Source organism: Caballeronia sp. LjRoot29, assembly GCF_964252755.1.
Lineage (GTDB): Bacteria > Pseudomonadota > Gammaproteobacteria > Burkholderiales > Burkholderiaceae > Caballeronia.
In genome coordinates this window covers 163,917-188,811 of sequence record NZ_CAXUPU020000002.1, presented here as the reverse complement: position 1 = coordinate 188,811, position 24,895 = coordinate 163,917, and the positions used below count along the sequence as shown (strand labels likewise).

The window sequence follows — 24,895 nt, the reverse complement described above, 5'->3', positions numbered from 1 at the left end:
CTCGGGCGTCGGCATAACCCTCTGAAACCAAACTGAAAGCAGCTCATCCCTCATGCCGTAATGAAGGCACGTGGTTTGCTGAGGCTGTGCCCTTACGCATGACCCGACGCACGCGTAGAAGCAAGAAGTCCTAGAGCAAGAGATTCCCATTCAGTCGACCTGCGACCTGGAGAGTGGCCCAACGTCTGTGCCATTCCGCGTTTCAATGAGTGAGAGAGGGCCTGATGCCAGATCAAGACGAACGACCTGATCATGACGCAGACAAAGCCGGGGATGATTCATCCCGAGGCGAGCAAAAAAACGATAGCGATAAAAACGGCAGCGAGGGCAAGACAAACGACAAGTCCGACGACAAGTCCAACGGCCAAAAAAAAGGTCCGGGCAAAACGCCGCTGATCATTTTGGGCGTCGTCGTATTGCTGCTGATCCTGGGCGGATTGATCTGGTGGTTCGCGACCCGCAATCAGGTCAGCACCGACGATGCATACACCGATGGCGATGCGGTCACGATCGCACCGAAGGTCTCGGGTTACGTCGTGGTCATGAACCTGGGCGATAACAAGTTCGTCCACAAGGGCGACCTGCTGATCAAGATCGATCCTCGCGACTATCAGGCTCAACTGGATCAGGCCAACGCCCAACTTGGCCAGGCGCAGGCGCAACTCAATGCGGCTCAGGTGCAACTGGGCATTGCCCGCGTGCAATTTCCCGCGCAGCTGACGCAGGCGAAGGCACAGGAGCAAAGCGCGCAAGCGAACCTGGCGCAGACCCGCGCGGCTTACGAAAGGCAGCGCTCGGTCGATGTCCGTGCGACATCGCAGCAGAATATTGACACCGCGACCGCCCAGCAAAAGAGCGCGCTTGCCAGCGTCGCGCAGGCACAGGCGCAAGTGAAGACCGCGAGCCTCGTGCCGCAGCAAATCAGCCAGGCGCAGGCCACGGTGGAGGAACGCCGGCAAGATGTTCGCCAAGCCGAGGCGCAGGTGGAAGCGGCTGCATTGAACCTGTCCTACACGGAACTGCGAGCGCCTGCGGACGGCTGGGTCACCAAGCGCAACGTGCAATACGGCACGTTCCTGCAAGCGGGCACGTCGATATTTTCACTGGTGACCACCACCGTCTGGGTCACGGCCAACTTCAAGGAGTCGCAGCTTGAACGCATGCGTCCCGGTGATTCGGTGGATGTATCTGTCGATGCATATCCGAACCTGAAGCTGCACGGCCACGTGGACAGTATCCAGCTTGGCAGCGGCTCGCGCTTCTCCGCTTTCCCCGCTGAGAACGCTACCGGCAACTTCGTGAAGATCGTGCAGCGCGTGCCGGTGAAGATTCTTATCGATAGCGGATTGCAGCCCGATCTGCCGCTGCCGCTCGGACTCTCCGTGGTGCCGAAGGTGATGTTCAAATGAGCGATCATGCCGGCTGGAAACCAAAGTCCAATCCCTGGCTGATTGCCGTGGTAGTCACGCTCGCGGCGTTCATGGAAGTGCTCGACACGACGATTGTGAACGTCGCGCTGCCGCACATTTCGGGCGCGATGTCCGCGAGCTACGACGAAGCCACCTGGACGCTGACCGCGTATCTTGTCTCGAACGGCATTGTGCTTCCCATCTCCGCATTTTTTTCGAAACTGCTGGGACGTAAGCGATATTTCCTGATTTGCATCGGCGCGTTCACGGTCTGTTCGCTGTTGTGCGGACTGGCGACCGACCTGTGGCAACTGATCGTGTTCCGGATCTTGCAAGGCTTCTTCGGCGGTGGCTTGCAACCGAACCAGCAGTCCATCATCCTCGATACCTTTCCGCCCGAGCAGCGCGGCCGCGCGTTCTCGATTTCGGCCGTTGCAATCGTGGTGGCGCCGGTGGTCGGCCCGACGCTCGGCGGCTGGATCACCGACAACCTCACGTGGCGCTGGGTGTTCCTGATCAACGTGCCGATCGGCGTGATTACGACCATCGCCGTGATGCAGTTTGTTGAAGACCCGCCGTGGGAGAAGAAAAAGGATCGCAAGGAACTGGGCCTTGATTTTGTCGGCATCGGCTTGATTGCGCTGGGTCTGGGTTGCCTGCAAGTGTTCCTCGATCGCGGCGAGGACGATGACTGGTTCAAGTCCGGCTTCATCACGACCTTCGCGATTCTTTCGTTGATCGGTATCGTGGGCGCGATCTTCTGGCTGCTTTACGCGAAGAAACCGGTGGCCGACCTGCGCGTATTGAAGGACAAGAATTTTGCGCTGGGCTCGGTATGCATGGTGGGCTTTGCCGCCATTCTCTATGGCAGCGCGGTGCTCGTGCCTCAACTTGCCCAGCAGCAACTGGGATATACCGCGACGCTCGCGGGCCTCGTGTTGTCGCCCGGCGCGATGATGATCGTCGCCATCATTCCCGTGGTCAGCAAATTGATGCCGATCATACAAACCCGTTTCCTGGTCGGCTTCGGTTTTTTTCTGATGGCGTGTGCGCTGTTTTATACGCATCACCTGGTGCCGAACATCGACTTCAAGACGCTGACGATCATGCGAAGTTCGCAATCCATCGCCATTGCATTCCTGTTCGTCCCGATCACGACGCTGGCGTATTTGACGCTGAAGGCATCGGAGAACGCGGACGCTTCCGCGCTATTCACGATGTTCCGAAACGTGGCGGGATCGATAGGAATTTCCCTTGCGACCGCCGCGATCGTGGAGCGCACGCAGGCGAACATGGCGCACATGGTTGTGCACATGACGCCGTTGAATCCGAACTACAACGACTCCATACAGCGACTCACGCACACGCTCATGGACATGGGCCAGACCATGCAGCAGGCCATGACTACCGCGACCGGCCTGATGTACAAGCAGTTCATTTCGCAGTCCACGATCCTGGCTTACCTTGACGTATTCGGCGCGGTGGCGATCTTCGCGTTGTGCTTCGTGCCGGTCACGTTTTTCTTTTCTCCGGTGAAAGCATCGGGTGGCGGGGGAGGGCATTGAGATGCGCAAACGCTTGATTCCCTTGCTGCTTTCGATGCTCGCCGGCGCGTGTTCAGTCGGTCCGAACTTCACGCCGCCCGATGCAAAAGCCCCTGACAATTGGCGCGATTTGCAACGCGCGCAAAACCCGCAGACCCCGCCTGATGACATTCGATATCCGCATGCGGGCGCACCGTCGCTGGCCGACACCAACGCCGATCCCGATCCTCACTGGTGGAGGCAGTTCAACGACGCCACGCTGGACTCGCTGATCGACCGCGCGGCGGCGGGCAACCTGGACTTGCAGAGTGCGGTGCTGCGTATCGAGGCGGCGCGCGAACAGGCGGTGGCATCGGGCGCGCAGGGGTTGCCGCAACTTAGCGCGAACGCGAGCTATAAGCGCGAGCAACTGGGCCTGAAGGGCTTGCTGCAGTCGCAGGGCGTGTATGACAGGGTCAACGCGCTTGGGCCCAACAGTGCGGGCGTGACGAGCGCCCTGAATTCCCTGACAGCGCCGGTGAACCTCTTCCAGGATGGTTTCGATGCCTCATGGGAGCTCGATTTGTTCGGCCGTGTGCGGCGTTCGGTGGAGTCGGCAAACGCGCAGACGGAGTCGGCAATCGAGAATCGCAACGACGCCCTCGTCTCGCTCGAAGCTGAGGTCGCGCAGACTTATTCGCAACTGCGCGGGGCGCAGTTGCTGAAGCAGATCACGTTGGCTGAGATCGGCTCGGAGCAGCGGATACTTGATCTGACGCGTGAGCAGGCGCGTGTCGGGCTGACGAGTCAGAGCGACGTGGAAAGCGCGACTGCGCAAATGGGATCGCTGCAGGCCCAGCTTCCTCAATTCGATGCACAGATTGCGCAGGCAATGAACGGCCTTGCCGTATTGACCGGGAATGCGCCGGGGACGCTGGACGCGGAGTTAGAGACGCAAGGGGCGATACCGCCGGTTCCGCCAAGCGTGCCGATTGGTTTGCCGTCCACGTTGGCGCGGCGGCGTCCGGACATTCGTCGTGCGGAGAGTGACTTGCATGCGGCCACTGCTGAGATTGGCGTGGCGGTGGCGCAGATGTACCCGGATGTATCGTTGACGGGCAATGTGGGCATGCGAGCCAGCGAAGCGAAATATCTTGCACGCTGGTCGAGTCTTTTCTGGACGATTGGCCCCAGTATTTCCCTGCCGATATTCGAAGGCGGCGCGTTGCGGGCGAACGTGCGGATAGCGAAGGCGCAGGCGGGGCAGGCGGCGCTGCAGTATCGATCGACGGTGCTCAAGGCGCTGCAGGACGTCGATAACGCGCTGGTGTCGTACCGGACGGACCAGGACCGCCGCGAGGCGCTGACGCGCACGGTGGAGGCGAACCGGATCAGTTTGGAGCTGGCGACCGATAGTTATCGCAAGGGCCTGGTGACGTTCATTAACGTTCTGGATGCGGAGCGGCAGTTGGCCGAGACGCGGCAGCAACTGGCGCAATCCACGATAAACGTGACAACGGATCTGATCGCTGTTTATAAGGCGCTAGGCGGCGGATGGCAGGCAGACGCGCAAGCGGCTAGCAGTTAAATAGAAGATCGCCGACGCCCGCAGACCGCCAGCTTACGCATATTCTGAGCGTTGATGGGCTTCGTCCATCAGCGCGAATGCCTCCCTTCGCACCAAATCCGGGCATCGCCCCAACTTCATCTACCACCCCGGCTCACCGCTGCGCACTCATTTGAAGCAAACTTCCACCTAACCCGCCAAAACAATGAGTAAAAACAAGTAGTAGAAAAAATGGCACGCCTGTTGCTTAATTGTAGATACTGAAACTACCGATGCGTCGGACAGGCGTGGCCCGGCTTGAAGAGCCGGCACTTCCACGCACAGGCGGCTAGAAGCCGCGATCAAAAAAGGACGCAAGATGCAGATCTACGACGAAATGCGTCACGAGGAAACCGTGCGGGCGCATTACGCACGCTTCTCCCGGTGGCTTTCCACTCAGAGCCCCGAAACCATCGCTCGCAAGCGCGCGGAAGCCGATCTGCTGTTCAGGCGTGTCGGCATCACGTTCGCCGTGAACGGTGATCTGTCGGGCACCGAGCGCCTGATTCCCTTCGACATGATTCCGCGGATCATCCCCGGCGACGAATGGCGCAAGCTGGAAGCCGGCCTTCGACAGCGTGTCCGTGCGCTGAACATGTTCATCCGCGACGTCTATCACGATCACGACATCGTCCGGGCAGGGAAGATTCCCGCCGAACAGGTGTACACGAACGCGCAATATCGCCCGGAGATGCAAGGCGTGTCCGTGCCGCTCGACGTCTACGCGCACGTGGCTGGCGTGGACGTGGTGCGCGCGGGTGACGCGGGCGAGTTCTACGTGCTCGAAGACAATCTGCGGGTGCCGTCGGGCGTGTCGTACATGCTCGAAAATCGCAAGATGATGATGCGGCTCTTCCCTGAACTGTTCGTGCAGAACCGCATCGCGCCGGTTGCGCACTATCCGGATCTGCTGCTCGAAACCTTGCGCTCGATCGCGCCAGCCGGTGTCGATGACCCCAACGTGGTCGTGCTCCCGCCCGGCATGTACAACTCGGCGTACTTCGAGCACTCGTTCCTCGCGCAGCAAATGGGCGTGGAACTGGTGGAGGGCAAGGACCTTTTTGTCGATGAAAACTACGTGTTCATGCGCACGACGCAGGGACCGAAACGTGTCGATGTGATCTACCGGCGCCTCGACGATGACTTCATGGACCCGCTCGCCTTCCGCACGGACTCGGCGCTCGGCGTGCCGGGGCTTTTGACGTCGTATCGCGCGGGCCGCGTGGCCTTGGCCAACGCGATGGGCACCGGCATAGCCGACGATAAATCCATCTATCCGTTCGTCCCGGACATGATCGAGTTCTATCTGGGCGAAACGCCGATCCTGAACAACGTGCCCACGTTCCAGTGCCGCAAGCCCGACGATCTCGCCTACACGCTCGCGCATCTGCCCGAGCTGGTCGTGAAGGAAGTCCACGGCGCGGGCGGTTACGGCATGCTGGTCGGACCGGCATCGACGAAAGCGGAAATCGAGGCGTTCCGCGAACGACTGATTGCGCGGCCGGATGGGTATATCGCCCAGCCAACACTGGCGCTCTCCGCATGCCCGACCTTCGTGGAGTCGGGTATTGCGCCGCGCCATATCGACTTGCGGCCGTTCGTGCTGTCGGGTAAAGAAGTGACGATGGCCGCCGGCGGCCTGACTCGCGTGGCGTTGAAGGAGGGTTCTCTCGTCGTGAATTCGTCGCAGGGCGGCGGCACGAAAGACACCTGGATGGTGGACTAAGCACCCACCAGGATTGTTCGCAAGGGCGCGCTTGCAAGCGCTGCGCCCCGCGCGAGCCACACAACAACGGAACGCCATCATGATGCTAAGCCGCACAGCCGATCACCTTTTCTGGATGGCTCGCTACATGGAGCGTGCGGAAAATACTGCCCGCATGCTCGATATCAACCTGAAGGGCATGCTCCTGCCGCAGACGCCGGATCAGGCCGCTCGCGCGCAACGTTCCGTACTGCGTATTTCGGAGCTCGAATCAAAATTCGAGGAGCGTTTCCCGGGTTCGGATTCCCGCGAGGACATGCTGCACTTCATGGTCGCCGATACCGGCAATCCGTCGAGCATCAATTCCTGCCTGCACGCGGCGCGCGAAAACGCGCGTGCCGTGCGCGGGACCCTGACCACGGAAGCGTGGGAGACCATCAATTTCACGTGGCTCGAATTCGGCGAGAAACTCGCCGCTGGCGAGCTGGAAAAAAGCCCGGACATGCTGTTCGAATGGGTCAAGTACCGCTCGAATTTGTGTCGCGGCGTGATGGTCGGCACAGCGCTTCAGGACGACGCTTTCTGGTTCATCCAGCTCGGCATGTACCTGGAACGCGCGGACAACACGGCGCGGATCCTGGACGTGCGTTTCGCCGATGCCGAACCGAACTCGCGCGAAGCCGCGCGTCAGCTGGAGGACTTCTATTACTGGACCTCCATTTTGAGTTCGGTGTCCGCGCTGGAGATTTATCGGAAGGTGTATCGCGACGTTGTGACGCCGTCGCGGGTCGTGGAGTTGCTGATCCTTAACTCGCAGATGCCGCGCTCGCTGCTGGCGTCTCTTGATGGGGTCTGCGCGACGCTCGACAAGCTGCGTACCGACGGCTCGAACGAGTGCGAACGTTTCGCCGGCAAGCTGCGCGCGGACGTGCTGTACATGGATATCCGCCAGATCCTCGAAACCGGCGTGCACGCCTACCTGACGCAATTCCTGAAACGGGTCGACGAGCTCGGTGTTCGCGTGATGCGCACCTTCCTCATGTTGCCTCTCGCCTGAACCGGCTCGTCTTGCTTCGTATTGTTTTGCATTGCTTTGTATTGCATCCGCCCTGGGAACCATCATGCTTCTGACCATTCGTCATCACACAAGCTACCGATACGCGGTGCCGGTGCAGTACTCCATCCAGCAACTGCGCATGACGCCCGCCAATGGGTCGGCGCAAATGGTGCGGCGCTGGAACATCGATACTGTCGGCAAGCTCGACGTCACCCGCGACGCCTACGCCAACACGTTGCACACCCTGGTGCTGACGAAACCGCATATGGAGATCCATCTTTCCGTGACCGGACAGGTGGAAACCACGTTGCTCGACGGCGGCCGTCTCAACGACGGTCCCGGCCGGATTCCTCTGCAACACTACACATGTGCAACCGCGCTGACCGAACCGGATGCTGCGATCCGCGAACTCGCGAACTCGGTGCCGAAACTCGATTCACCGTCGGCGCTGATTGCGCTGGCGGAGAATATCGAAGCAAAAGTGCAGTTCAAGGCGGGTGTCACCGAGGTGACGAGCACCGCGGCCCAGGCGCTGCAACTCGGCAACGGCGTGTGCCAGGATCACGCTCACCTCATGCTGGCGTCCTGCCGCGCGCGGGGCTTGCCGGCGCGCTATGTGAGCGGTTATATCGATCCGGGCGATGTCCCGCACGCCGCGAGCCACGCGTGGGTAGATGTGTGGATCGACGACGGCTGGGTGTCGGTGGACGTCACGCACGCGGCGTTCGCCAGTGGCCGGTACTGCCGCCTCGCGGTCGCACGCGACTATGAAGCGGCCGCGCCCGTGCGCGGTTCGCGCGTGGGCGGCAAGGAAGAGCGCATGAGCGTGGACGTCTCGGTGCAGGCAACGGCCGACCAGTGAGCTGAACTGATCGCAGCAATGCGATACGCATGACACGTCGCGGCGCGCATTTCTCCTGCGCCGCGGCATTCAAGCCGCGCCCCCCTGTGCCGATAATAACTATCAGAAGGTCAGGCGCCGCGTTGCCGGGCGATGCTGCCTAGTCCAAGAGTCTCCGCAATCGGTCCGGTCCGGACGAATACCCGACTACAATACGAATTTGCTTCTTTCAGGAATTGGACGCATGACTTATTGCGTGGCAATGCGCGTCGACGAGGGACTGGTGTTCCTGTCCGATACCCGCACGAATGCCGGAGTCGATCATGTGAGCGCAGCTCGCAAGATGGCGGTCTTCGAACAGCCCGGTGACCGCGTCCTCGTGCTCTTGGCCGCGGGCAACCTCGCGCTGACGCAGGCCGTCATGCAACTGCTGTCGGAACCGGCGCCCGAAGACAAAACCACGCTGTACAACGTCCCCACCATGGCGGAAGCGGCGCGGCTGGTGGGCGATGCGGTGCGCGAGGTACATCGGCGAGATGCAGCCACGCTCGCGGAATTCAGCGTCGACTTCAATTGCAGCTTTATTCTCGGCGGCCAGATTCGCGGCGCAAATACGCGCCTGTTCATGATCTATTCGGCGGGTAATTTCGTGGAGTCATCGCCGGTCAGCCCGTATTTCCAGATCGGCGAATCGAAGTATGGCAAACCGATCATCGATCGCGTTGTCACGCCATCCACGCCGTTGGACGAAGTGGCGAAATGCGCGCTGGTGTCGATGGATTCCACGCTGCGCTCGAATTTGTCGGTGGGATTGCCGCTCGACTTGCTCGTGTATGAAAAGGACGCGTTGCAGGTCACGCGGTTCTCCACGATCGATAACGACAATCAGTATTTCCAGATGATTCATCGTACGTGGGGTGACCGGTTGCGGCAGATTTTCGGGGAAATTCCGAATCCGACCTGGGCCGATCCCGCCAATGTGCCACTGCGGGCGCGCGAAACGGTATCTAACGTGCCGCGCGTGACGGGCAGCGACCTGCGCGCGGAACCCGATACGTCAGCGCCGCCATTTCAGACGCTGATGCAGCCCGGGAGCGAGCGTTCGCAGCATTGAGTACGTTTTGGAGTGCCTACAGACTTTCAATGCCTCGGCAAGCTAGGTAAGTTGAACAAGCGAACGGCCCAATCGGCATAAGTCGATTGGGCCGTTCGCTTGTTCAGCGTGTGTATGGCGATCACGGCAGCCTGGACGTGCTGTATTCAACGCACATAAAAAAACAGCCACCGGCGAAGCCGATGGCTGTTTTTGAACCGCAGTCTGAATCGGCGCGCTATGCAGTGAAACGCTGCACGCCGTATCGGACTTTAGAACTTGTGACGAATACCAACCAGCACCAGTTCCTGCGTGCTCGTGCCGTTGTAGCCGAACGAACCGATCGATGCTTGCGCTTGTTGATTTACGCGAGTTGTTACGCCGCCATTTGTGGTGAACGTAGCTTGCGAGCCGCTTGCTTTCTGGTAAGCGCCGAGTGCGTAGAAATCCGTGCGCTTGGACAGCGTGTAGTCCGCACCGATGCCGACCTGATTGTAATGAGCACCCGTGTCGCCACTCGCTTTCTCATACGTGTAGCCCAAGCCGATCAGGAAAGCCGGCGTCAGCTGGTAGTTCGCGAACGCGCTGCCAATGTTGTACGTCTCTGTCGATGTGAATGCCGAGAAACCGTCCGGACGGTACTTCACATTGCTGTACGAAGCGCCGAGCGTTACCGGGCCGATAGCGTACTGACCTGCTGCACGGGCGATGGCGATCGAGTGAGCCGAGGCGTAGCCAGCGTTGATTGCGCTGTCGATAATCGAATCTGACGACGGGCTGTTCCAGTTTGTAGCCGAACGGCCTGCGCTCGGGTTGCTCGTGTAGTAGTAACCAGCAGCCAAGCCCAACGGACCGTTGTTATACGCAACTGCACCGCTCCACGTCTGGCCTTGACCCGTCGTGCCAGCGGTGTTGCTGAAACCATACATGCCTTCGAATTGCAGGCCGGCATAGTTCGGCGACACGTACTTCACAGCGTTGTTCACACGCGAGCTGTTGTCGTAGTTGTCGACGTCGCCCGGCGTACCGACGATGGACGCCCAGTAGTTGTCACCCGTGATGCCCTGCACCATGTCAACCAGCGGATCGTATTGACGACCGAGCGTGACCGTGCCGAGCTTGTCCGACGTCAAGCCAACAAATGCCTGACGACCGAATTCGCGACCGCCTTGGCCCAGTGCACCCGTGTTCACGTTAAAGCCGTTTTCCAATTGGAAAATTGCCTTCAAACCGCCGCCCAAATCTTCCGAACCCTTCAGGCCCCAACGGTCACCAGACAAGTTACCTGCAGAGAGACCAACCAGATGGTTGTTGCCGCTTGCGTGGTTAACATAGGCGACAGCCTCGTCGATCACGCCATAAAGGGTCACGCTGCTTTGCGCGTGAGCCGCGCCAGCTGTGCCGAGCAGTGCCAGCGAAAGGGAAGTCAGTGCGAAACGTTTCATCAGGTTCTCCACGCTAGGATTAAATTCGTTGTTGCCGGCGCAGAGAATAACGCAGCGTTACAAAACTTAAGAACTGAAAAATTAAAACATGTCTCGAAAAAAAGACACTTTGCGGTCGACCGTGTGATCTCTCGTAAGGCAAGCCTGTCAAGGCTTCAGCCGTTCAATCATCTTGTGAAAGGCCGAACCACAGACGCCGTCAGAAAGTTCCCTTTAATGCAATTGGTTCAGCGCGAAACAGTCGGTTTTTATTAGTTTTCTACTAATTAGTTGTTATAAGCGAGACATGCCGACGGTGCTCGCTAAAGCGATCGCTTACGGCAAGAGGAGCGCTGTATATGGCTCGGCAAGGGTTTGCACGGGGCAGGGGTTTGAAGCGCCTGAGGAGTGTCCGGCTCTGAAAGCCAAGTGCGCGCGTTGTGGATTACCAACACTCTTACCCAGTTGCAGGCTCTGAAAGCGTGATGCTTGCGTAGATCGCAACAGAAACGCGGCTCTTCACACGTCGCGAATGGTCCATGCGATTTGACGAAGTTTGAGGCGATCGAGCTTTTGACACGGAAAACTGACGTGTCCTGGATCACGCCGATTTCGTGAATGACGCGGGATCGCTATTGGATCCCGCGATTGACCTTGCCGGCGTTATTCGTCGGTCGCCCTAGGCAGGCTGCGGCTCGTGTCGCGGCCCGTTAGCAGCGCGAGCGCCAGGCCAGCGCCGCCAGCCAGCAGCACGGCATGCCATGGATACTGTTTTACCAAGCCATTGGCCTGCACCGCCTTGCGCCCGCAATCCAGCATGGCCTGCGCCGTCACGCGAGTGGCGGTGGTTTCCGCACGTGCCAGCTTGCGGCTAAGGCTGAGAGCGGTGCTCAGTGCCGACACGCGTTTGCGCGCCTGCTGCGTCAGATGCTGCGAGCGTTCAGCCCGCTGTCCAATAGATGCCCGCGTACGTCCCGGCACGACCGCAAAGGCTTTTGCAGTTCCGGCGCTGCCCGCATCCGCATTTGGATCTGCCAACCCGGCTCCGGGATGCGTCGAGCCTGCCAGCATCGAACCGATCTTTGCACGGCTGCCCGGCGGGACCCGCGAGCTCTGCTGGCCCCACGCGCCACGGGGATCATGCAAACGTGCCCGCGCGGCTGAAAACTCGGCGCCAAGCAGCAGGACGGCCGCCGAGAAGTACAGCCACATCAGCAACACGGCAAGCGAGCCCGCCGCGCCGAACGAATTCGCCGTGCCGGCGTGAGTCAGGTAGAACGCAAACAGCTTTTTGCCGACGGAAAAGAGGATGGCGGCGACCAACCCGCCAACTATTGCGTCGCGCCATTGCACCCGGCCATCGGGAAGGAACTTCAGGAGTGCCCCGAACGCCAGCGAGAGAATCACCAGTCCGACCACCAGTTGCACAATGTCGCCGATGATCACGAAGGGCGAATTACCCCAAAGCCATGTGCCGACGGCCTGGATGGCGGTATCGAGGACCAGGGAGACGATCAGCAAGAACGCCACCCCCAGCACCAGTCCAAACGAGATCAGCCGCACCCGCACCAAAGCGAATACGCTGGATTTCTGCTCGCCGGTCATTGGCCACACGAGATTTAACGCAGTGTTGAGCGACGAAAACGTTGCTGATGCGCCCACCGCCAGCAACACGAACGAGATCACGGCAGCGATACCCGTGCCGCCGCTGCGGTGGGCATTTTCAACAATGCTTTGCACGCTCGCGGCGGCCTGATCGCCCAGCAGTCCATTGACCTGATGGAACAATTGCCCCCGCGCGGCGTCTGCGCCGAACACCCAGCCGGCCACTGCGATAACCATGACCAGCGTTGGCGCCAACGAAAACGCGGAGTAGAACGCGATGCTCGCGGCCATGGCGGCACAGCGATCCTCGCCGAATTTCTTGAGCGCGCCCATCACCCAGGAGGCGTCCTTTTTCACCACAGCCTGAATTTTCTCGGTGGACAACGTGCTCATGGCAACCTCTGCTTCGATGACGGTGACGACGACTTGACGGTTTGTAAACCGTCGAAGCAGGATGCGTTCCACGGCCGGCAAGCTTCTGGTCACATAAAAGCGCGCCGGGGTTATGAAGCATCCGTCATACGGTCCCGGACTGGCAACCTAAACCGGGCTCATAGGCCGTCAGGATGCTTCCGGCATGCACTTTCGCCACGCAGGTGGAAGTTGTTCTAGTAGCTATATGTTCGACGGCAGGGGGTCTTTTGATAAGCGCCGGAATGAAGGTCAAGCTGTCATGAGGTATGCATCGCCGAGCCGTTGAAACCGGCGATAGACAACAAACGCCACCACCGCGTCAGGCACGCATCGCAAAACCGTCGAGATAGGCGGCGGGATCTTGTCCATCCCAGACGCGCCCGTCGAACAGCACGTCCGCGCGAATCTCGTCCGGTACGCGCACGTCCGCCAGTTCCGCCGCCTCGCGATACAAGGCCGTCTGGCTGATCGCCGCTGCAATTGCGGCGTCATCGTCCTGATTGCCGTTCAGCAGACCCCATCGGCGATATTGCGTCAGGAACCACAGGCCATCCGACGGACGCGGATAGTTGACGGCGCCTTTATCGAAGAAACTAGCGGGGCGCGGGAGTGGCTGCCCGGGGAATTGCGCTGCATCGTAGTTGCCGTAATCACCGAGCAGGCGTGGCGCGATCAATTCCTGCGGCACGCCTAACAATTCCGGCGCGGCGAGCCACGTCGAGATGTCGGTGCGATGTGCGGGGTCGTCAAGCCATCGGCACGCCTCGAGCATGGTCTGGATCAGCGCGCGTGTCGTGTTCGGATAACGCGCGACAAAATCGCGCCGGCTGGCAAGCACCTTTTCCGGGTGGTCCGGCCAGATCTGGCTCGTGATCGCGACGGTCCTGCCCGCGTGGCGCGACTCGGCAACCGCGTTCCACGGCTCGCCCACACAGAATCCGTCGAGCTGGCCCTCGGCCAATGCATCGACCATTTGCGGCGGCGGGATCACGATACTGCGAATGTCGCGCAGCGGATGCACGCCAAGTGCTGCGAGCCAGTAGTACAACCACATCGCGTGCGTGCCGGTCGGAAAGGTCTGTGCGAAGACCGGAGGACGGCCGAGCGACGCGAGCGCCTCCTTCAAATTGCCGCTCTTGCTCAACGCATCGGCAAGTGGATTCGACAGCGTGATGGCCTGACCATTCCGGCTCAGCACCATGAGCACGGCCATGTCGCCCTGCGGTCCTCCAATACCCAGCTGGACGCCGTACACGAGCCCATAAAGCGCGTGCGCCGCATCGATTTCGCCGGACAACAGCTTGTCGCGCACGGCCGCCCATGAAGGCTGACGGCATAGTTCGAGCGTCAGGCCGTGGCTGTGGCCAAACTCGAGGATCTTGGCAACGGCGAGCGGGGCGACATCGCTCAGCGCCACGAACCCGAGGCGGATATGCGTCTTCTCGGGTCGCTCGGACACGTGCTTCAAAGCGGCATTGGGCGTGTTCATGTTGTACGGGCTACCCTAATAAATCGGCCATCGACACCAACTGGCGCGCGACTTCGGCAAGCTTCATTCCCTCGTCCATGGCGCGCTTGCGCAGCATGGCGTATGCCTCCGGCTCGGACATCCTGCGCCGGTCCATCAACAGGCGCTTGGCCCGGTCGATCAGCTTGCGGTCCGCGAGTTCGTTTTCGGCTTCGGCGAGCCGCTTGCGCAATTGTTCCTCGCGGGCGAACCGTGCGAGTGCGACTTCAAGGATGGGTGCAAGCCGCGATGCTTCCAGCCCTTCAACAAGATAAGCGCTCACGCCCGCGCTGACCGCCGCGTGAATCAGTTTCTGGTCACCGTCGTTGCTGAACATGAGGACCGGGCGCGGCGCGGTTTCGTTCATCACGGCGAGTTGCTCGAGCGTATCGCGCGAAGGCGACTCAGTGTCGATGATAACCACATCCGGGCGCTGTTCTTCCACCACCTTGGGCAAGGCCGCCGGGGTCGCCACCTCGGCCAGCATGTCGTAGCCCAGGCGTGCGAGCGCCTGGCGAAGATCGCCGATGGGTTTGTCGGTGTCGGTGACGAGCAGCACGCGAAGCATGGGTCAGGCGCCGGGGTAGCGCGTGCGAGACCGGCCGGCCGCAACGCTGGCCGGCGGCGGGTTGGCCAGCACCATGAAGACCGCGCGCGATGTGTGCGTCTCAGGCCGCATGCTGGACCGCTTCGGTGTGGTTTTCCCATGCGTTGAAGGCCGCGTGCACGTCTGCTGCTGCTTCGCTGATCGCGTCGCCAACAAGGATTACGGCGGGGCTTTGCAGGCCTGCTTTTACCGCGTCAGTCGCCATGCAATCCAGCCGCCCAAGCCAGCGCCGCTCGGATGGTGTTCCTGCCCATTGAACCACTGCCGCAGGGGTGGACGCTGGCATCGCCGAGAGCAGTGCAAGGCACAGGCTGTCGATACGCGTCATGCCCATGTAGATCGCGAGCGTCGTGCCGGTTGCCGCAAGCGCGGCCCAGTTGGGTTCGCCGTGATCCTGCTTGTGCGCCGTCACGAAGGTCACGCCCTGGCAATGCTCCCGATGCGTCAGCGATATCCCGAGACACGCAGCCGCTGCGAAACCGGACGAAATGCCGTTGATGATTTCGACCGGAATCTGCGCGTGCCGCAGTGCTGTGAGCTCTTCGCCTGCGCGTCCGAACAGCAGGGCGTCGCCGCCTTTCACGCGAACCACGTGCAGTCCCTTGAGGGCATAACGTTGCATCAGCCGCTGGATGAACGCTTGCGGTGTCGATTTACAGCCGCCGCGTTTGCCGACCCGGATCACGCGGGCTTGCGGCGCAAGCGACACGATCTCGGGATTGGCGAGATCGTCCAGCAACACGATATCCGCCAGCGCCAGTGCTTTGGCAGCTTTGATCGTGAGCAGGTCCAGATCGCCTGGGCCTGCGCTGAGCAAGGTGACCTTGCCTGTTGTCATCGTGATGTCCTTTGGTGGCTAAACAACCATGCATTCAACGCCGCGCGCCAACGAAAAACGGCATCCGCTCGTGCTCTTGCACGAAGGGACGCCGTTGTCCTGAGTCGCCGATGTCTACCGGCATTCACATCGATAAGACTGTGATATCCAAGCGCCCGACATCGTTGCCGGGCACAGCTAGTCATAGGCAATATCCAGGCCAGAAGAGAATGGTTTTAATGCATGCGTCGAGTGAGCCTTTGATCGGTAAGCTGGCCGCCGCGTGGAGCCACGCTCCCATGCGTATGGTTATGAACGAGACTCCCTTTAGTCCCATGAAGCCGATCAGGAATGCCTTCTTGCCCGCACGCGGACAGTGCTCTATCGCACCGCGAGTGTGCGGCGCTGCATCAAAATGCACCGCATCTATCCGGCTCAAAATGCGTGATCGCTCGCAAACGCCCGCCACATAAAGAAACGTTGAGCATGGCATGGCGCTTGCATTTAGAGCGTCCATGGATCAACGGCGGTCCAGTTTCATTGCAAGGCTTCACAGCGGCCCTTGAAGGGCTTTTTGGACAAAGGCGTCCCCTGAACTCAGTCATCGGCTGGGTTTGCGGGACGCCTTTTTGTTTTGTGGAAAAACAATGGCAGACAAAACAACCCGTATCGATCTCGGGCGTGTGGCGCATTGCAAATTGAGAGAGTCGTGATCATGAAAATTGTCGTCATCGGCCATGGCATGGTCGGCCATAAGCTCCTCGAATGTCTCGCTGAGACTGCAGCGCACGGACTCGATATCACCGTGCTGTGCGAAGAACCGAGGCCGGCTTACGACCGCGTGCATCTGTCGGAATTCTTCGCCGGCAGATCGGCGCAGGACCTGTCGCTGGTCGAGCCGGGATTCTTCGAGCGCGCGAACGTCCGGCTTGAACTGAATGCGAAGGCTGCGTCGATCGATCGCGCGGCGCGGACCGTGACGGTGTCGACCGGCGAGGTATTGGCTTACGACAAGCTCGTGCTCGCTACCGGTTCTTATCCGTTCGTGCCGCCGGTTGCGGGCAACGAGCGCCATGACTGCTTCGTGTACCGAACTATTGAGGATCTCGAAGCAATGAAGGAATGCGGCGCGCGCTCGAAGACGGGTACGGTCGTGGGCGGTGGCCTGTTGGGGCTCGAATGCGCGAAGGCATTGCGCGACATGGGCTTGCAGACGCATGTGGTCGAGTTCGCGCCGCGCCTGATGGCCGTGCAGGTCGACGACAGCGGCGCGCGCGTCTTGCGCAGCAAGATTGAAGAGCTGGGCGTGACGGTTCATACGCAGAAGAATACCGTTGCCATAGTCGATGGCGAGAATGGCACGCATCGCATGGAGTTCGCCGATGCGACCCATCTCGACACCGACATGATCGTGTTCTCCGCCGGCATCCGTCCGCGCGACGAGATTGCGCGGATCAGCGGCCTCGATGTCGGCGCCCGTGGCGGCATCGTGATCGACGATAACTGCCGCACGAGCGACGCCGATATCTTCGCAATCGGTGAATGCGCGCTCTGGAACGGACAGATCTTCGGGCTGGTCGCACCGGGTTATGACATGGCGCGTATTGTCGCCAAGCAGTTGCGAGGTGAGGTGGCCGGTTTCACAGGCGCCGACATGAGCACGAAGTTGAAGCTGATGGGCGTGGACGTGGCGAGCATTGGCGACGCGCACGGCAAGACGCCGGGCAGCCGCGCGTATCAGTTCAGCGATGAACGCAAGCAGGTCTACAAGAAGTTGGTGGTGTCCGAGTGCGGCAAGTATTTGCTCGGCGGCGTGATGGTTGGCGACGCGGCCGAATACGGCACGCTCTTGCAGATGATGCTGAACCGAATCGAGTTGCCGGAGGCGCCGGAGTTCCTGATTCTCCCTTCCTCCGACGGCAAACAAAAGCCGGGTCTTGGCGTTGACGCGCTGCCTGACGCCGCGCAAATCTGCTCGTGCAACAACGTGTCCAAAGGCCGGATATGCGAAGCGGTCTGTGCGGGTGCAACCAGCATTGGCGCGTTGAAGTCATCGACCAAGGCCGGCAGCTCGTGCGGCGGCTGCGTCGCGCTCGTCACCCAGGTGATGAAGGCCGAGATGAAAAAGCAGGGGCTCGCGGTCAACAACCACCTGTGCGAGCACTTCCCGTATTCGCGCCAGGAGCTTTATCACATGGTGCGCGTCGAGCGCATCGAGACATTTGGCGCGTTGCTCGCGAAGCATGGCCACGGCCTTGGCTGTGACATCTGCAAGCCGGCTACGGCTGCGATTCTTGCATCGTGCTGGAACGAGTTCGTCCTGAAGAAAGAGCACGCAAGCTTGCAGGATACCAACGACTACTACCTCGCCAACATCCAGCGCGACGGCACGTATTCCGTCGTCCCCCGGATGCCGGGTGGCGAGGTCACGCCCGATGGATTGATCGCGGTCGGCCAGGTCGCCAAGAAGTACGGTTTGTACACCAAGGTCACGGGCGGCGCGCGTGTTGATTTGTTCGGCGCGCGGGTTGAGCAACTGCCGCTGATCTGGGAAGAACTGATCGCGGCGGGTTTCGAATCCGGCCACGCGTACGGCAAGTCGGTGCGCACCGTGAAGTCATGCGTGGGGTCTACGTGGTGCCGCTATGGCGTGGGCGATTCAGTCGGTCTTGCAATCGATATAGAGAATCGCTACAAGGGCTTGCGCACACCGCACAAGATCAAGTTCGGCGTCTCCGGTTGCACACGCGAATGTGCCGAGGCGCAAGGCAAGGACATTGGCGTGATTGCCACGGAGAACGGCTGGAACCTCTACGTATGCGGCAACGGCGGCATGAAACCGCGTCACGCCGAGCTGCTTGCATCGGATCTTGACCGTGCCACGCTGGTCAGTTACATCGACCGTTTCCTGATGTTCTATATCCGGACCGCGGACCGGTTGCAGCGCACGAGCGTGTGGCGCGACAACCTGGAAGGCGGGCTTCAGTACCTGATCGATGTCGTGGTGCACGACAAGCTTCAGCTTGCCGCGGAACTCGAAGCGGAGATGCAGCACGTGGTCGACACCTACGAATGCGAGTGGAAAAAGGCCGTCAACGATCCGGACACGCGCAAGCGCTTCCGTCATTTCGTGAACAGCGACGCGGCCGATGCAAACGTGAGTTTTGTCGAAGAGCGTGGCCAGATTCGACCCGCGACGCTGGCTGAACGGCAACTGAAACGAATCGATATTCCGGTGGTTGTCGAAACGGTTTGAAGCACGCGGGATCTACCGATCCACATCAAGGACATCATCATGAACATCGACCGAATCCCAAGCGCGTGGGTGCCTGTGTGCCCGCTCGATGACATCGTGCCGAACACGGGCGTCTGTGCACTCATCAACGGTGAGCAGATCGCTGTGTTCCATCTTGCCGACGAAACCACGAGCGTGTTTGCCATCGATAACTTCGATCCGGGTTCGCAGGCGTCGGTGCTGTCGCGCGGTTTGATCGGCAATCTGGGCGAGCGCATTGTGGTGGCATCGCCGATCTTCAAGCACCACTACGACCTTCGCACGGGCGAATGCCTCGAGATCCCGGAGAACTCGGTGAACGCCTTCGCCGCGCGCGTGGAAGATGGCCACGTATGGGTCGCGATATGAGCAAGGTACGCGAGTTCGAGAGTCGATCATGATTTCCGGCAGCGTCAAAACTGTATGCCCGTACTGCGGCGTTGGCTGTGGGATGGTCCTGCAAGTCGAGAAGGGAGAAGTGGTCAAGGTGTCCGGCGACAAGGAGCATCCGGCGAACTTTGGACGCCTCTGCACCAAGGGGTCATCGGCGCATGTGGTCTTGCGCAAGTCGGGTCGTCTTGAGTGCGCCTTCATTCGCCACGAACGGGATCAGGACCCGATCCCGTTGCCCATGGCACAAGCCATCACGGACACAGCACAGCGCCTGCGCGGGTTACTCGATGCACACGGTCCGGACGCACTTTCGTTCTATGTGTCGGGGCAGATGTCGATCGAGGCGCAGTACCTCGTCAACAAGCTCGCGAAAGGGTTTGTCGGTACCAACAACATAGAGTCCAATTCGCGGCTCTGCATGGCGAGCGCGGGGAGCGGCTACAAACTGTCGCTGGGCGCTGACGGTCCGCCGGGCTCGTATGAGGACATCGATAAGGCCAGCCTGTTTTTTGTGATCGGCGCGAACATGGCCGACTGTCATCCGATCCTGTTCCTGCGCATGATGGATCGCGTGAAGGCGGGTGCGAAGCTGATCGTGGTGGATCCGCGCCGCAATGCCACCGCGGACAAAGCCAACCTCTTCATGCAGATCAAACCGGGTACCGATCTCGCGTTGCTGAATGGCCTGCTGTATCTGCTGCATCGGAACGGGCATACGGATGCCGGTTTCATCGCCGAGTCGACTGAAGGGTGGGACGCGATGCCTGCCTTTCTCGAGGACTATCCGCCAGATAGAGTGGCTGAGATCACCGGCATTCCCGAAGCGGATATTCGCCGGGCTGCGCAATGGATGGGCGAGGCGCCCGAGTGGATGAGCTGCTGGACCATGGGCCTCAACCAGAGCACGCATGGCACCTGGAACACGAACGCGATCTGCAACCTGCATCTCGCCACGGGCAAGATATGCCGGCCGGGCAGCGGGCCATTTTCGCTCACCGGGCAGCCTAATGCGATGGGCGGACGTGAGATGGGATACATGGGCCCCGGGCTGCCCGGCCAGCGTTCGGTGCTGGTGGAAGAGGACCGGGATTTTATCGAAGGCCTGTGGAATATCCCGAAGGGCACGCTGAAGACTTCGCTTGGCCAAGGCACCGTGGACATGTTCTCGCGCATGGCGACGGGCGAGATCAAGGCTTGCTGGATCATCTGCACGAATCCTGTTGCCAGCGTACCGAACCGGCAGACCGTGATGGCGGGCTTGCAGGCCGCGGAGCTGGTGATTGCGCAAGATGCCTTCCTCGATACCGAAACGAATCGCTACGCCGATGTCCTTTTGCCGGGTGCGTTGTGGGCCGAGGCCGAAGGCGTGATGATCAACTCGGAGCGCAACATGACGCTCGCGCAGAAGGCCATCGAGCCACCGGGCACCGCGTTGCCGGACTGGCAGATCATCGCGCGCGTGGCATGTGAAATGGGTTTCGCCGATGCGTTCAGCTATGTGTCGGCGGAACAGGTCTTCGCTGAAATCACGCGGACATCGAATCGGAAGACTGGCTACGATTTGCGCGGCGCGAGCCATGAACGCCTGCGCCAGACGCCGTTGCAATGGCCCTGCCCGCCAGACGTCGCGGCCGATCGCAATCCGGTGCGCTATATCAACGACGGCGTGAGCCAGACACTCAGGGAATTGCCGGACGGCAGCCGCCCGCACCTGGTCTTTCCCACTTCATCCGGCAAGGCCGTCTTTTTTGCGCGCCCGCATGTGCCGCCGGCTGAAATGCCTGACAGCGAACGGCCTATTGTGCTGAATACGGGCCGCTTGCAGCATCAATGGCACACCATGACCAAGACCGGCAAGGTGCCCATGCTGAACAAGCTGAACCCCGCCCCGTTCGTGGAAATTCATCCCGAAGATGCGGCGGCGCTGGGTATCAGGGCGAAGGACGCGGTTGAGGTTCGATCGCGTCGCGGCCGGGCCGTGCTGCCGGCGGTCGTCACTGATCGCGTTCGTGCCGGTAATTGTTTTGCGCCCATGCATTGGAACGATGTCTTCGGCGAAGATCTCTGCATCAACGCGGTGACGAATGACGCGATCGACCCCATATCGCAGCAGCCTGAATTCAAGTTCTGCGCCGTTGCGCTCAGCCGCGTAGCACTTAAAGCTGACATGGCGAATCCCGAAATGCGCGACGATGCGGGCCGCCCGGAACGCGTCGAGTCCGCTGCCGCCGATCAAGCCCGTCCGAACCAGGAACTGGACATGTCCCGTATTGACGCCCTTGCCACGCTGCTCGGAATTCCGAATACGCCCGCGCCCGAACTGAGCGACTCTGAACGCATCTACGTCGCCGGTTTCATGAGTGGCCTGCGATCGACGGAAGGGCGTTCGAAGGATGGCGTGCCGACGTTGCCGCTTAGCGCGCCCATCGCCCCTGCCACGCGGCTTTGGCTCGACGGTGTCCTTGCGGGGCTGTTCAGCCGCGCGGAATCGGCCGTTCCAACGTTAGCCGCGCCGCTTGCAGAATCGACCGCCGAGTCCTCTGTCCGGATTGCGCGGGCACGGCCAAAGGTCGTGTTGCTGTGGGCTTCCCAGACCGGCAATATCGAATCATTGATCGAGCGGTATGCGACCCAGTTGATGGAGTCCGGCTTCGAGATACGGACCGCATGCATGGCCGACTATACGGTGTCCGACCTGGAGAAAGCGCAGTACGTTCTGCTGATGACGAGCACCTTCGGCGATGGCGATGCCCCCGATAACGGCGAGAGTTTCTGGGCCGCGATCAGTGCAAATAACGCGCCGCGCCTCGATGGCGTGCGCTACGCCGTGCTGGCTTTTGGCGACCGCAACTACGACGCGTTCTGCGGTCATGGCCGCAAGCTCGATACGCGTTTGCTTGAACGCGGAGCGGAACGTTTGCTCGAGCGGGTCGACTGCGATGCAGAGTTTCAGCCCGCAGCCGATGCGTGGCTCGAGCGGATCGTCGCGCGGATCAAGGAAGAGGATGCGGCGCTCCATGCCATCCCGGCTGACGGCATGATTCCGGCCGTGCTGCCCGGCACCATGCCCTCGAAGACGCATCCCGCGGCGTCGCGGCTGGTGAAGAACCTGCGTCTCAACAAGCAGGGCGCGACGAAGGACACGCGTTATTTCTCGCTGGATACCGCTGGCTCGGGCCTTGACTACGAGGTCGGCGATGCGCTTGGCGTGTGGCCGCGAAACTGTCCTGAACTGGTCGATGAACTTATCGGCCTGAGTGGTCTTAGCGCCGATGCCCCCGTCAATGTGGCGGGCGCGGGTGAGATGCGCCTGGCCGACGCGCTCGGCAAGCATTATGAAATAGCACGCCCCAATCACGACGCATTGGCGTTCATCGCAGCAAGGACGCGCAACGGTGCAGCGGATCAAAATAATGCATTAAGCAGACTGCTTCGCGAGGGCAACAAAGCGGACTTGAAGAAATGGCTGTGGGGTCAGCAACTGGCTGACGTGCTGCATGAATTTCCGGTTGATCTGTCAGCTACGGAACTGGTCGGCATGCTCAAACGCATGCAGCCGCGGCTTTATTCGATTGCATCGAGTCCGAAGGCACATCCTGACGAGATCCACCTGACTGTGTCGGCGGTCCGGTATAACAACGGCCGGCGTCAGCGCAAGGGTGTGTCATCGACCTTCCTGGCTGACCGCGCAGGTGACGCCAGCGTGCCGGTGTTCGTCCAGAAATCGGCGCATTTCCGTCTTCCCCATAGTGGCGATGCACCCATGATCATGGTCGGCCCCGGCACCGGCGTGGCCCCGTTCAGAGGCTTCCTGCACGAACGCCTCGCACGAGGCGACACGGGCCGTAACTGGTTGTTCTTTGGCGAGCAGCATGCCGCCACGGACTATTACTACGGCGATGAACTCGACGAGATGCGCAGCAAGGGTTTGTTGAACCGTCTCGACCTCGCTTTCTCGCGGGATCAAGCCGAGAAAATCTATGTGCAGGATCGCATGCGTGAGCACGGCGCGGAACTGTGGTCGTGGCTTGAGGCGGGCGCGCATTTCTATGTTTGCGGCGACGCGGGCCGCATGGCCCGTGACGTTGATGCAGCGCTCAAGTCTGTCGTCGCTCAGCACGCCGGCATGAGTGACGACAAAGCCCGCGAGTATGTCAGCGACATGGTCAGGGACAAGCGTTATGTGCGGGACGTGTACTGATTTCTGCACGCGTCCCGCAATTTCGCTACCCCCTCAATTGCTGCGCCGCAATGTCTTCAAGCGACCGCCCACGCGTCGGCACGCCCATCAGCACTACTGCCGCCGCACCGATCAGCAGCACGCACGTGGTCGCGCCAAACACACCTGGAAAGCCCAGCAACGGATACACATACCCGACCAGGATCGGAGCAGCGATGGCGCCCAGCCGACCGATTGATGAGGCCATTCCCGCACCGGTCGCGCGGACATCGGTTGGAAAAACTTCGGGCGTGTACGCATAGACACCCGCGTATGTGCCGTTCATGAAGAACGACAACAGCACACCGGACAGCATGATGCCCGCGTCGCTGCGCGTGAGTGCGAGGCCCAATGCCGACACGCCTCCCAGCACCATGTACGACGCGATGGTCGCTTGCCGGCCGATCTTTTCGTTCAACCACGCGCCTGAGAAATAGCCTGGTATCTGAGCGATATAGATCACGAGGGAGTAGGAAAAACTGCGGGTGATCGTCATGCCGTTCTGCACCAGCAGACTCGGAATCCACGTGAAGAAGGCGTAGTAGCTGAAGGTTATCGACAGCCACATGAGCCACGTCATGGTCGTGATGCGCGCAAGCTTGCGAGACCAGAGCGCCTTCACGTTGGCGAGCGCCGATGCGCGCTCAGCCGCGACAGGAACCTCCGCTGCGGCCGCTGCATCGGTCTCGGGCAAAGGTTCCAGTTTCACGCCGGCTGCCGTCAACTCCGCCTCCGCGCGGGCGACGATTGCCTCGGCTTCCGCATGCCGTCCGCGTGCGACCAGCCAGCGCGGCGATTCGGGCAATGCGCGCCGCCACCACAGCAACATCACGATCGGCAGGGCGGTGATCACCATGACCACGCGCCACGCGTTCGGCGCAATCGGAATCACAAAATAGCCGAGCAGGGCGGCCGCCACGAAGCCGAAGGAGAAGAAGCCGGCGAGACTCCCAGTGAACGCGCCGCGATAGCGTCGCGCCACGAACTCCGACAAGAACGGCGCAACGATCGCGCTTTCGGCGCCCGTGCCGAGTCCGGCAACAATGCGCGTCGCGAGAAAGAACGGCCAGTCATGCGCCGTTGCGCTGGCCAGCGATGCAATGCAGTAGATCACGAGCGCGTACATCATCACGCGCTTGCGCCCGATCAGGTCACCGAGAATGCCTGCAAGCATCGCCCCAAGGAAATAGCCGATAAACGTGCCGCTGCCGAGCACGCCCGTTTGCACGCTCGTCAGGCCCCACTGCGTGCGCAGCACCGGCAGCAGGAACGCGAGCACGGCGGCGTCCATGGCGTCGAAGGTGTAGCCGAGACCGCCCATCAGCAGTAGCCGTCGATGAAAGGATGAAAACGGCATGCGTTCGATACGGGCGGAAATCGTCGACATGGGTAACGCGCCTC

Annotated in this window: 17 protein-coding genes; 11 read left to right on the top strand and 6 right to left on the bottom strand. The window is 60.8% G+C overall.

The features are described from left to right. Window positions 1–224: 224 nt before the first annotated feature. The 7 genes from ACSQ83_RS02970 to ACSQ83_RS02940 all read left to right on the top strand — a co-directional run bounded on the left by ACSQ83_RS02970 (window position 225) and on the right by ACSQ83_RS02940 (window position 9,255). Complete coding sequence (locus ACSQ83_RS02970) at window positions 225–1,409, top strand: HlyD family secretion protein (protein ID WP_414966836.1); 1,185 nt, start codon at window positions 225–227, stop codon at window positions 1,407–1,409. Further along, window positions 1,406–2,974, top strand: a complete 1,569-nt coding sequence (locus ACSQ83_RS02965) for a DHA2 family efflux MFS transporter permease subunit (protein ID WP_436227169.1) — start codon at window positions 1,406–1,408, stop codon at window positions 2,972–2,974. The genes ACSQ83_RS02970 and ACSQ83_RS02965 overlap by 4 nt, the downstream gene beginning before the upstream one ends. A gap of 1 nt (window position 2,975) precedes the next feature. Further along, window positions 2,976–4,520 carry an efflux transporter outer membrane subunit gene (locus ACSQ83_RS02960; RefSeq protein WP_436227168.1) on the top strand — a complete coding sequence of 515 codons (1,545 nt, stop codon included), beginning with the start codon at window positions 2,976–2,978 and terminating at the stop codon, window positions 4,518–4,520. 337 nt (window positions 4,521–4,857) lie between these two features. Then, window positions 4,858–6,264, top strand: coding sequence for a circularly permuted type 2 ATP-grasp protein (locus ACSQ83_RS02955; protein ID WP_436227167.1), 1,407 nt, complete (start codon window positions 4,858–4,860; stop codon window positions 6,262–6,264). An 82-nt stretch (window positions 6,265–6,346) separates the two neighbouring features. Then, window positions 6,347–7,300, top strand: coding sequence for an alpha-E domain-containing protein (locus ACSQ83_RS02950; protein ID WP_299718893.1), 954 nt, complete (start codon window positions 6,347–6,349; stop codon window positions 7,298–7,300). A gap of 64 nt (window positions 7,301–7,364) precedes the next feature. Beyond that, window positions 7,365–8,162, top strand: a complete 798-nt coding sequence (locus ACSQ83_RS02945) for a transglutaminase family protein (RefSeq protein WP_414949169.1) — start codon at window positions 7,365–7,367, stop codon at window positions 8,160–8,162. Between the two features lie 223 nt (window positions 8,163–8,385). Next, the gene (locus tag ACSQ83_RS02940) at window positions 8,386–9,255 is read left to right on the top strand and encodes a peptidase (protein WP_414966833.1); all 870 of its coding nucleotides are present in this window, start codon (window positions 8,386–8,388) and stop codon (window positions 9,253–9,255) included. Window positions 9,256–9,506: 251 nt separating this feature from the next. On the opposite strand, the gene ACSQ83_RS02935 is transcribed toward ACSQ83_RS02940, so the two are convergent. The 5 genes from ACSQ83_RS02935 to cobA form a co-directional block, all read right to left on the bottom strand. After that, window positions 9,507–10,679 (bottom strand): porin, encoded by a 1,173-nt coding sequence (locus tag ACSQ83_RS02935; RefSeq protein ID WP_414949171.1) that lies wholly within the window; start codon window positions 10,677–10,679, stop codon window positions 9,507–9,509. Window positions 10,680–11,321: 642 nt separating this feature from the next. Next, window positions 11,322–12,656: a YihY/virulence factor BrkB family protein gene (locus ACSQ83_RS02930; protein ID WP_414949172.1), complete on the bottom strand. Its 1,335-nt coding sequence runs from the start codon at window positions 12,654–12,656 to the stop codon at window positions 11,322–11,324. A gap of 340 nt (window positions 12,657–12,996) precedes the next feature. Continuing rightward, window positions 12,997–14,166 carry a CmpA/NrtA family ABC transporter substrate-binding protein gene (locus ACSQ83_RS02925; protein ID WP_414949174.1) on the bottom strand — a complete coding sequence of 390 codons (1,170 nt, stop codon included), beginning with the start codon at window positions 14,164–14,166 and terminating at the stop codon, window positions 12,997–12,999. 10 nt (window positions 14,167–14,176) lie between these two features. Next, window positions 14,177–14,752, bottom strand: coding sequence for an ANTAR domain-containing response regulator (locus tag ACSQ83_RS02920; RefSeq protein WP_414949176.1), 576 nt, complete (start codon window positions 14,750–14,752; stop codon window positions 14,177–14,179). Window positions 14,753–14,852: 100 nt separating this feature from the next. Then, window positions 14,853–15,629 carry a uroporphyrinogen-III C-methyltransferase gene (gene cobA, locus ACSQ83_RS02915; protein WP_436227166.1) on the bottom strand — a complete coding sequence of 259 codons (777 nt, stop codon included), beginning with the start codon at window positions 15,627–15,629 and terminating at the stop codon, window positions 14,853–14,855. Between the two features lie 465 nt (window positions 15,630–16,094). On the opposite strand from cobA, the gene ACSQ83_RS02910 reads away from it, so the two are divergent. From ACSQ83_RS02910 to ACSQ83_RS02895, 4 genes are read left to right on the top strand one after another with little or no spacing between them, the layout of a single operon-like run. Further along, window positions 16,095–16,310: a hypothetical protein gene (locus ACSQ83_RS02910; protein WP_436227165.1), complete on the top strand. Its 216-nt coding sequence runs from the start codon at window positions 16,095–16,097 to the stop codon at window positions 16,308–16,310. 13 nt (window positions 16,311–16,323) lie between these two features. Then, complete coding sequence (gene nirB, locus ACSQ83_RS02905; RefSeq protein WP_436227164.1) at window positions 16,324–18,864, top strand: nitrite reductase large subunit NirB; 2,541 nt, start codon at window positions 16,324–16,326, stop codon at window positions 18,862–18,864. A 39-nt stretch (window positions 18,865–18,903) separates the two neighbouring features. Then, a complete protein-coding gene (gene nirD / locus ACSQ83_RS02900) occupies window positions 18,904–19,251 on the top strand; it encodes a nitrite reductase small subunit NirD (RefSeq protein WP_414949181.1) in 348 nt (115 codons plus the stop codon). 28 nt (window positions 19,252–19,279) lie between these two features. Beyond that, the gene (locus tag ACSQ83_RS02895; RefSeq protein ID WP_436227163.1) at window positions 19,280–23,476 is read left to right on the top strand and encodes a sulfite reductase subunit alpha; all 4,197 of its coding nucleotides are present in this window, start codon (window positions 19,280–19,282) and stop codon (window positions 23,474–23,476) included. A 25-nt stretch (window positions 23,477–23,501) separates the two neighbouring features. Here the strand turns inward: ACSQ83_RS02895 and ACSQ83_RS02890 are convergent, their stop codons facing one another. Beyond that, window positions 23,502–24,881 carry an MFS transporter gene (locus ACSQ83_RS02890; RefSeq protein WP_414949183.1) on the bottom strand — a complete coding sequence of 460 codons (1,380 nt, stop codon included), beginning with the start codon at window positions 24,879–24,881 and terminating at the stop codon, window positions 23,502–23,504. Between the last annotated feature and the right edge of the window lie 14 nt (window positions 24,882–24,895).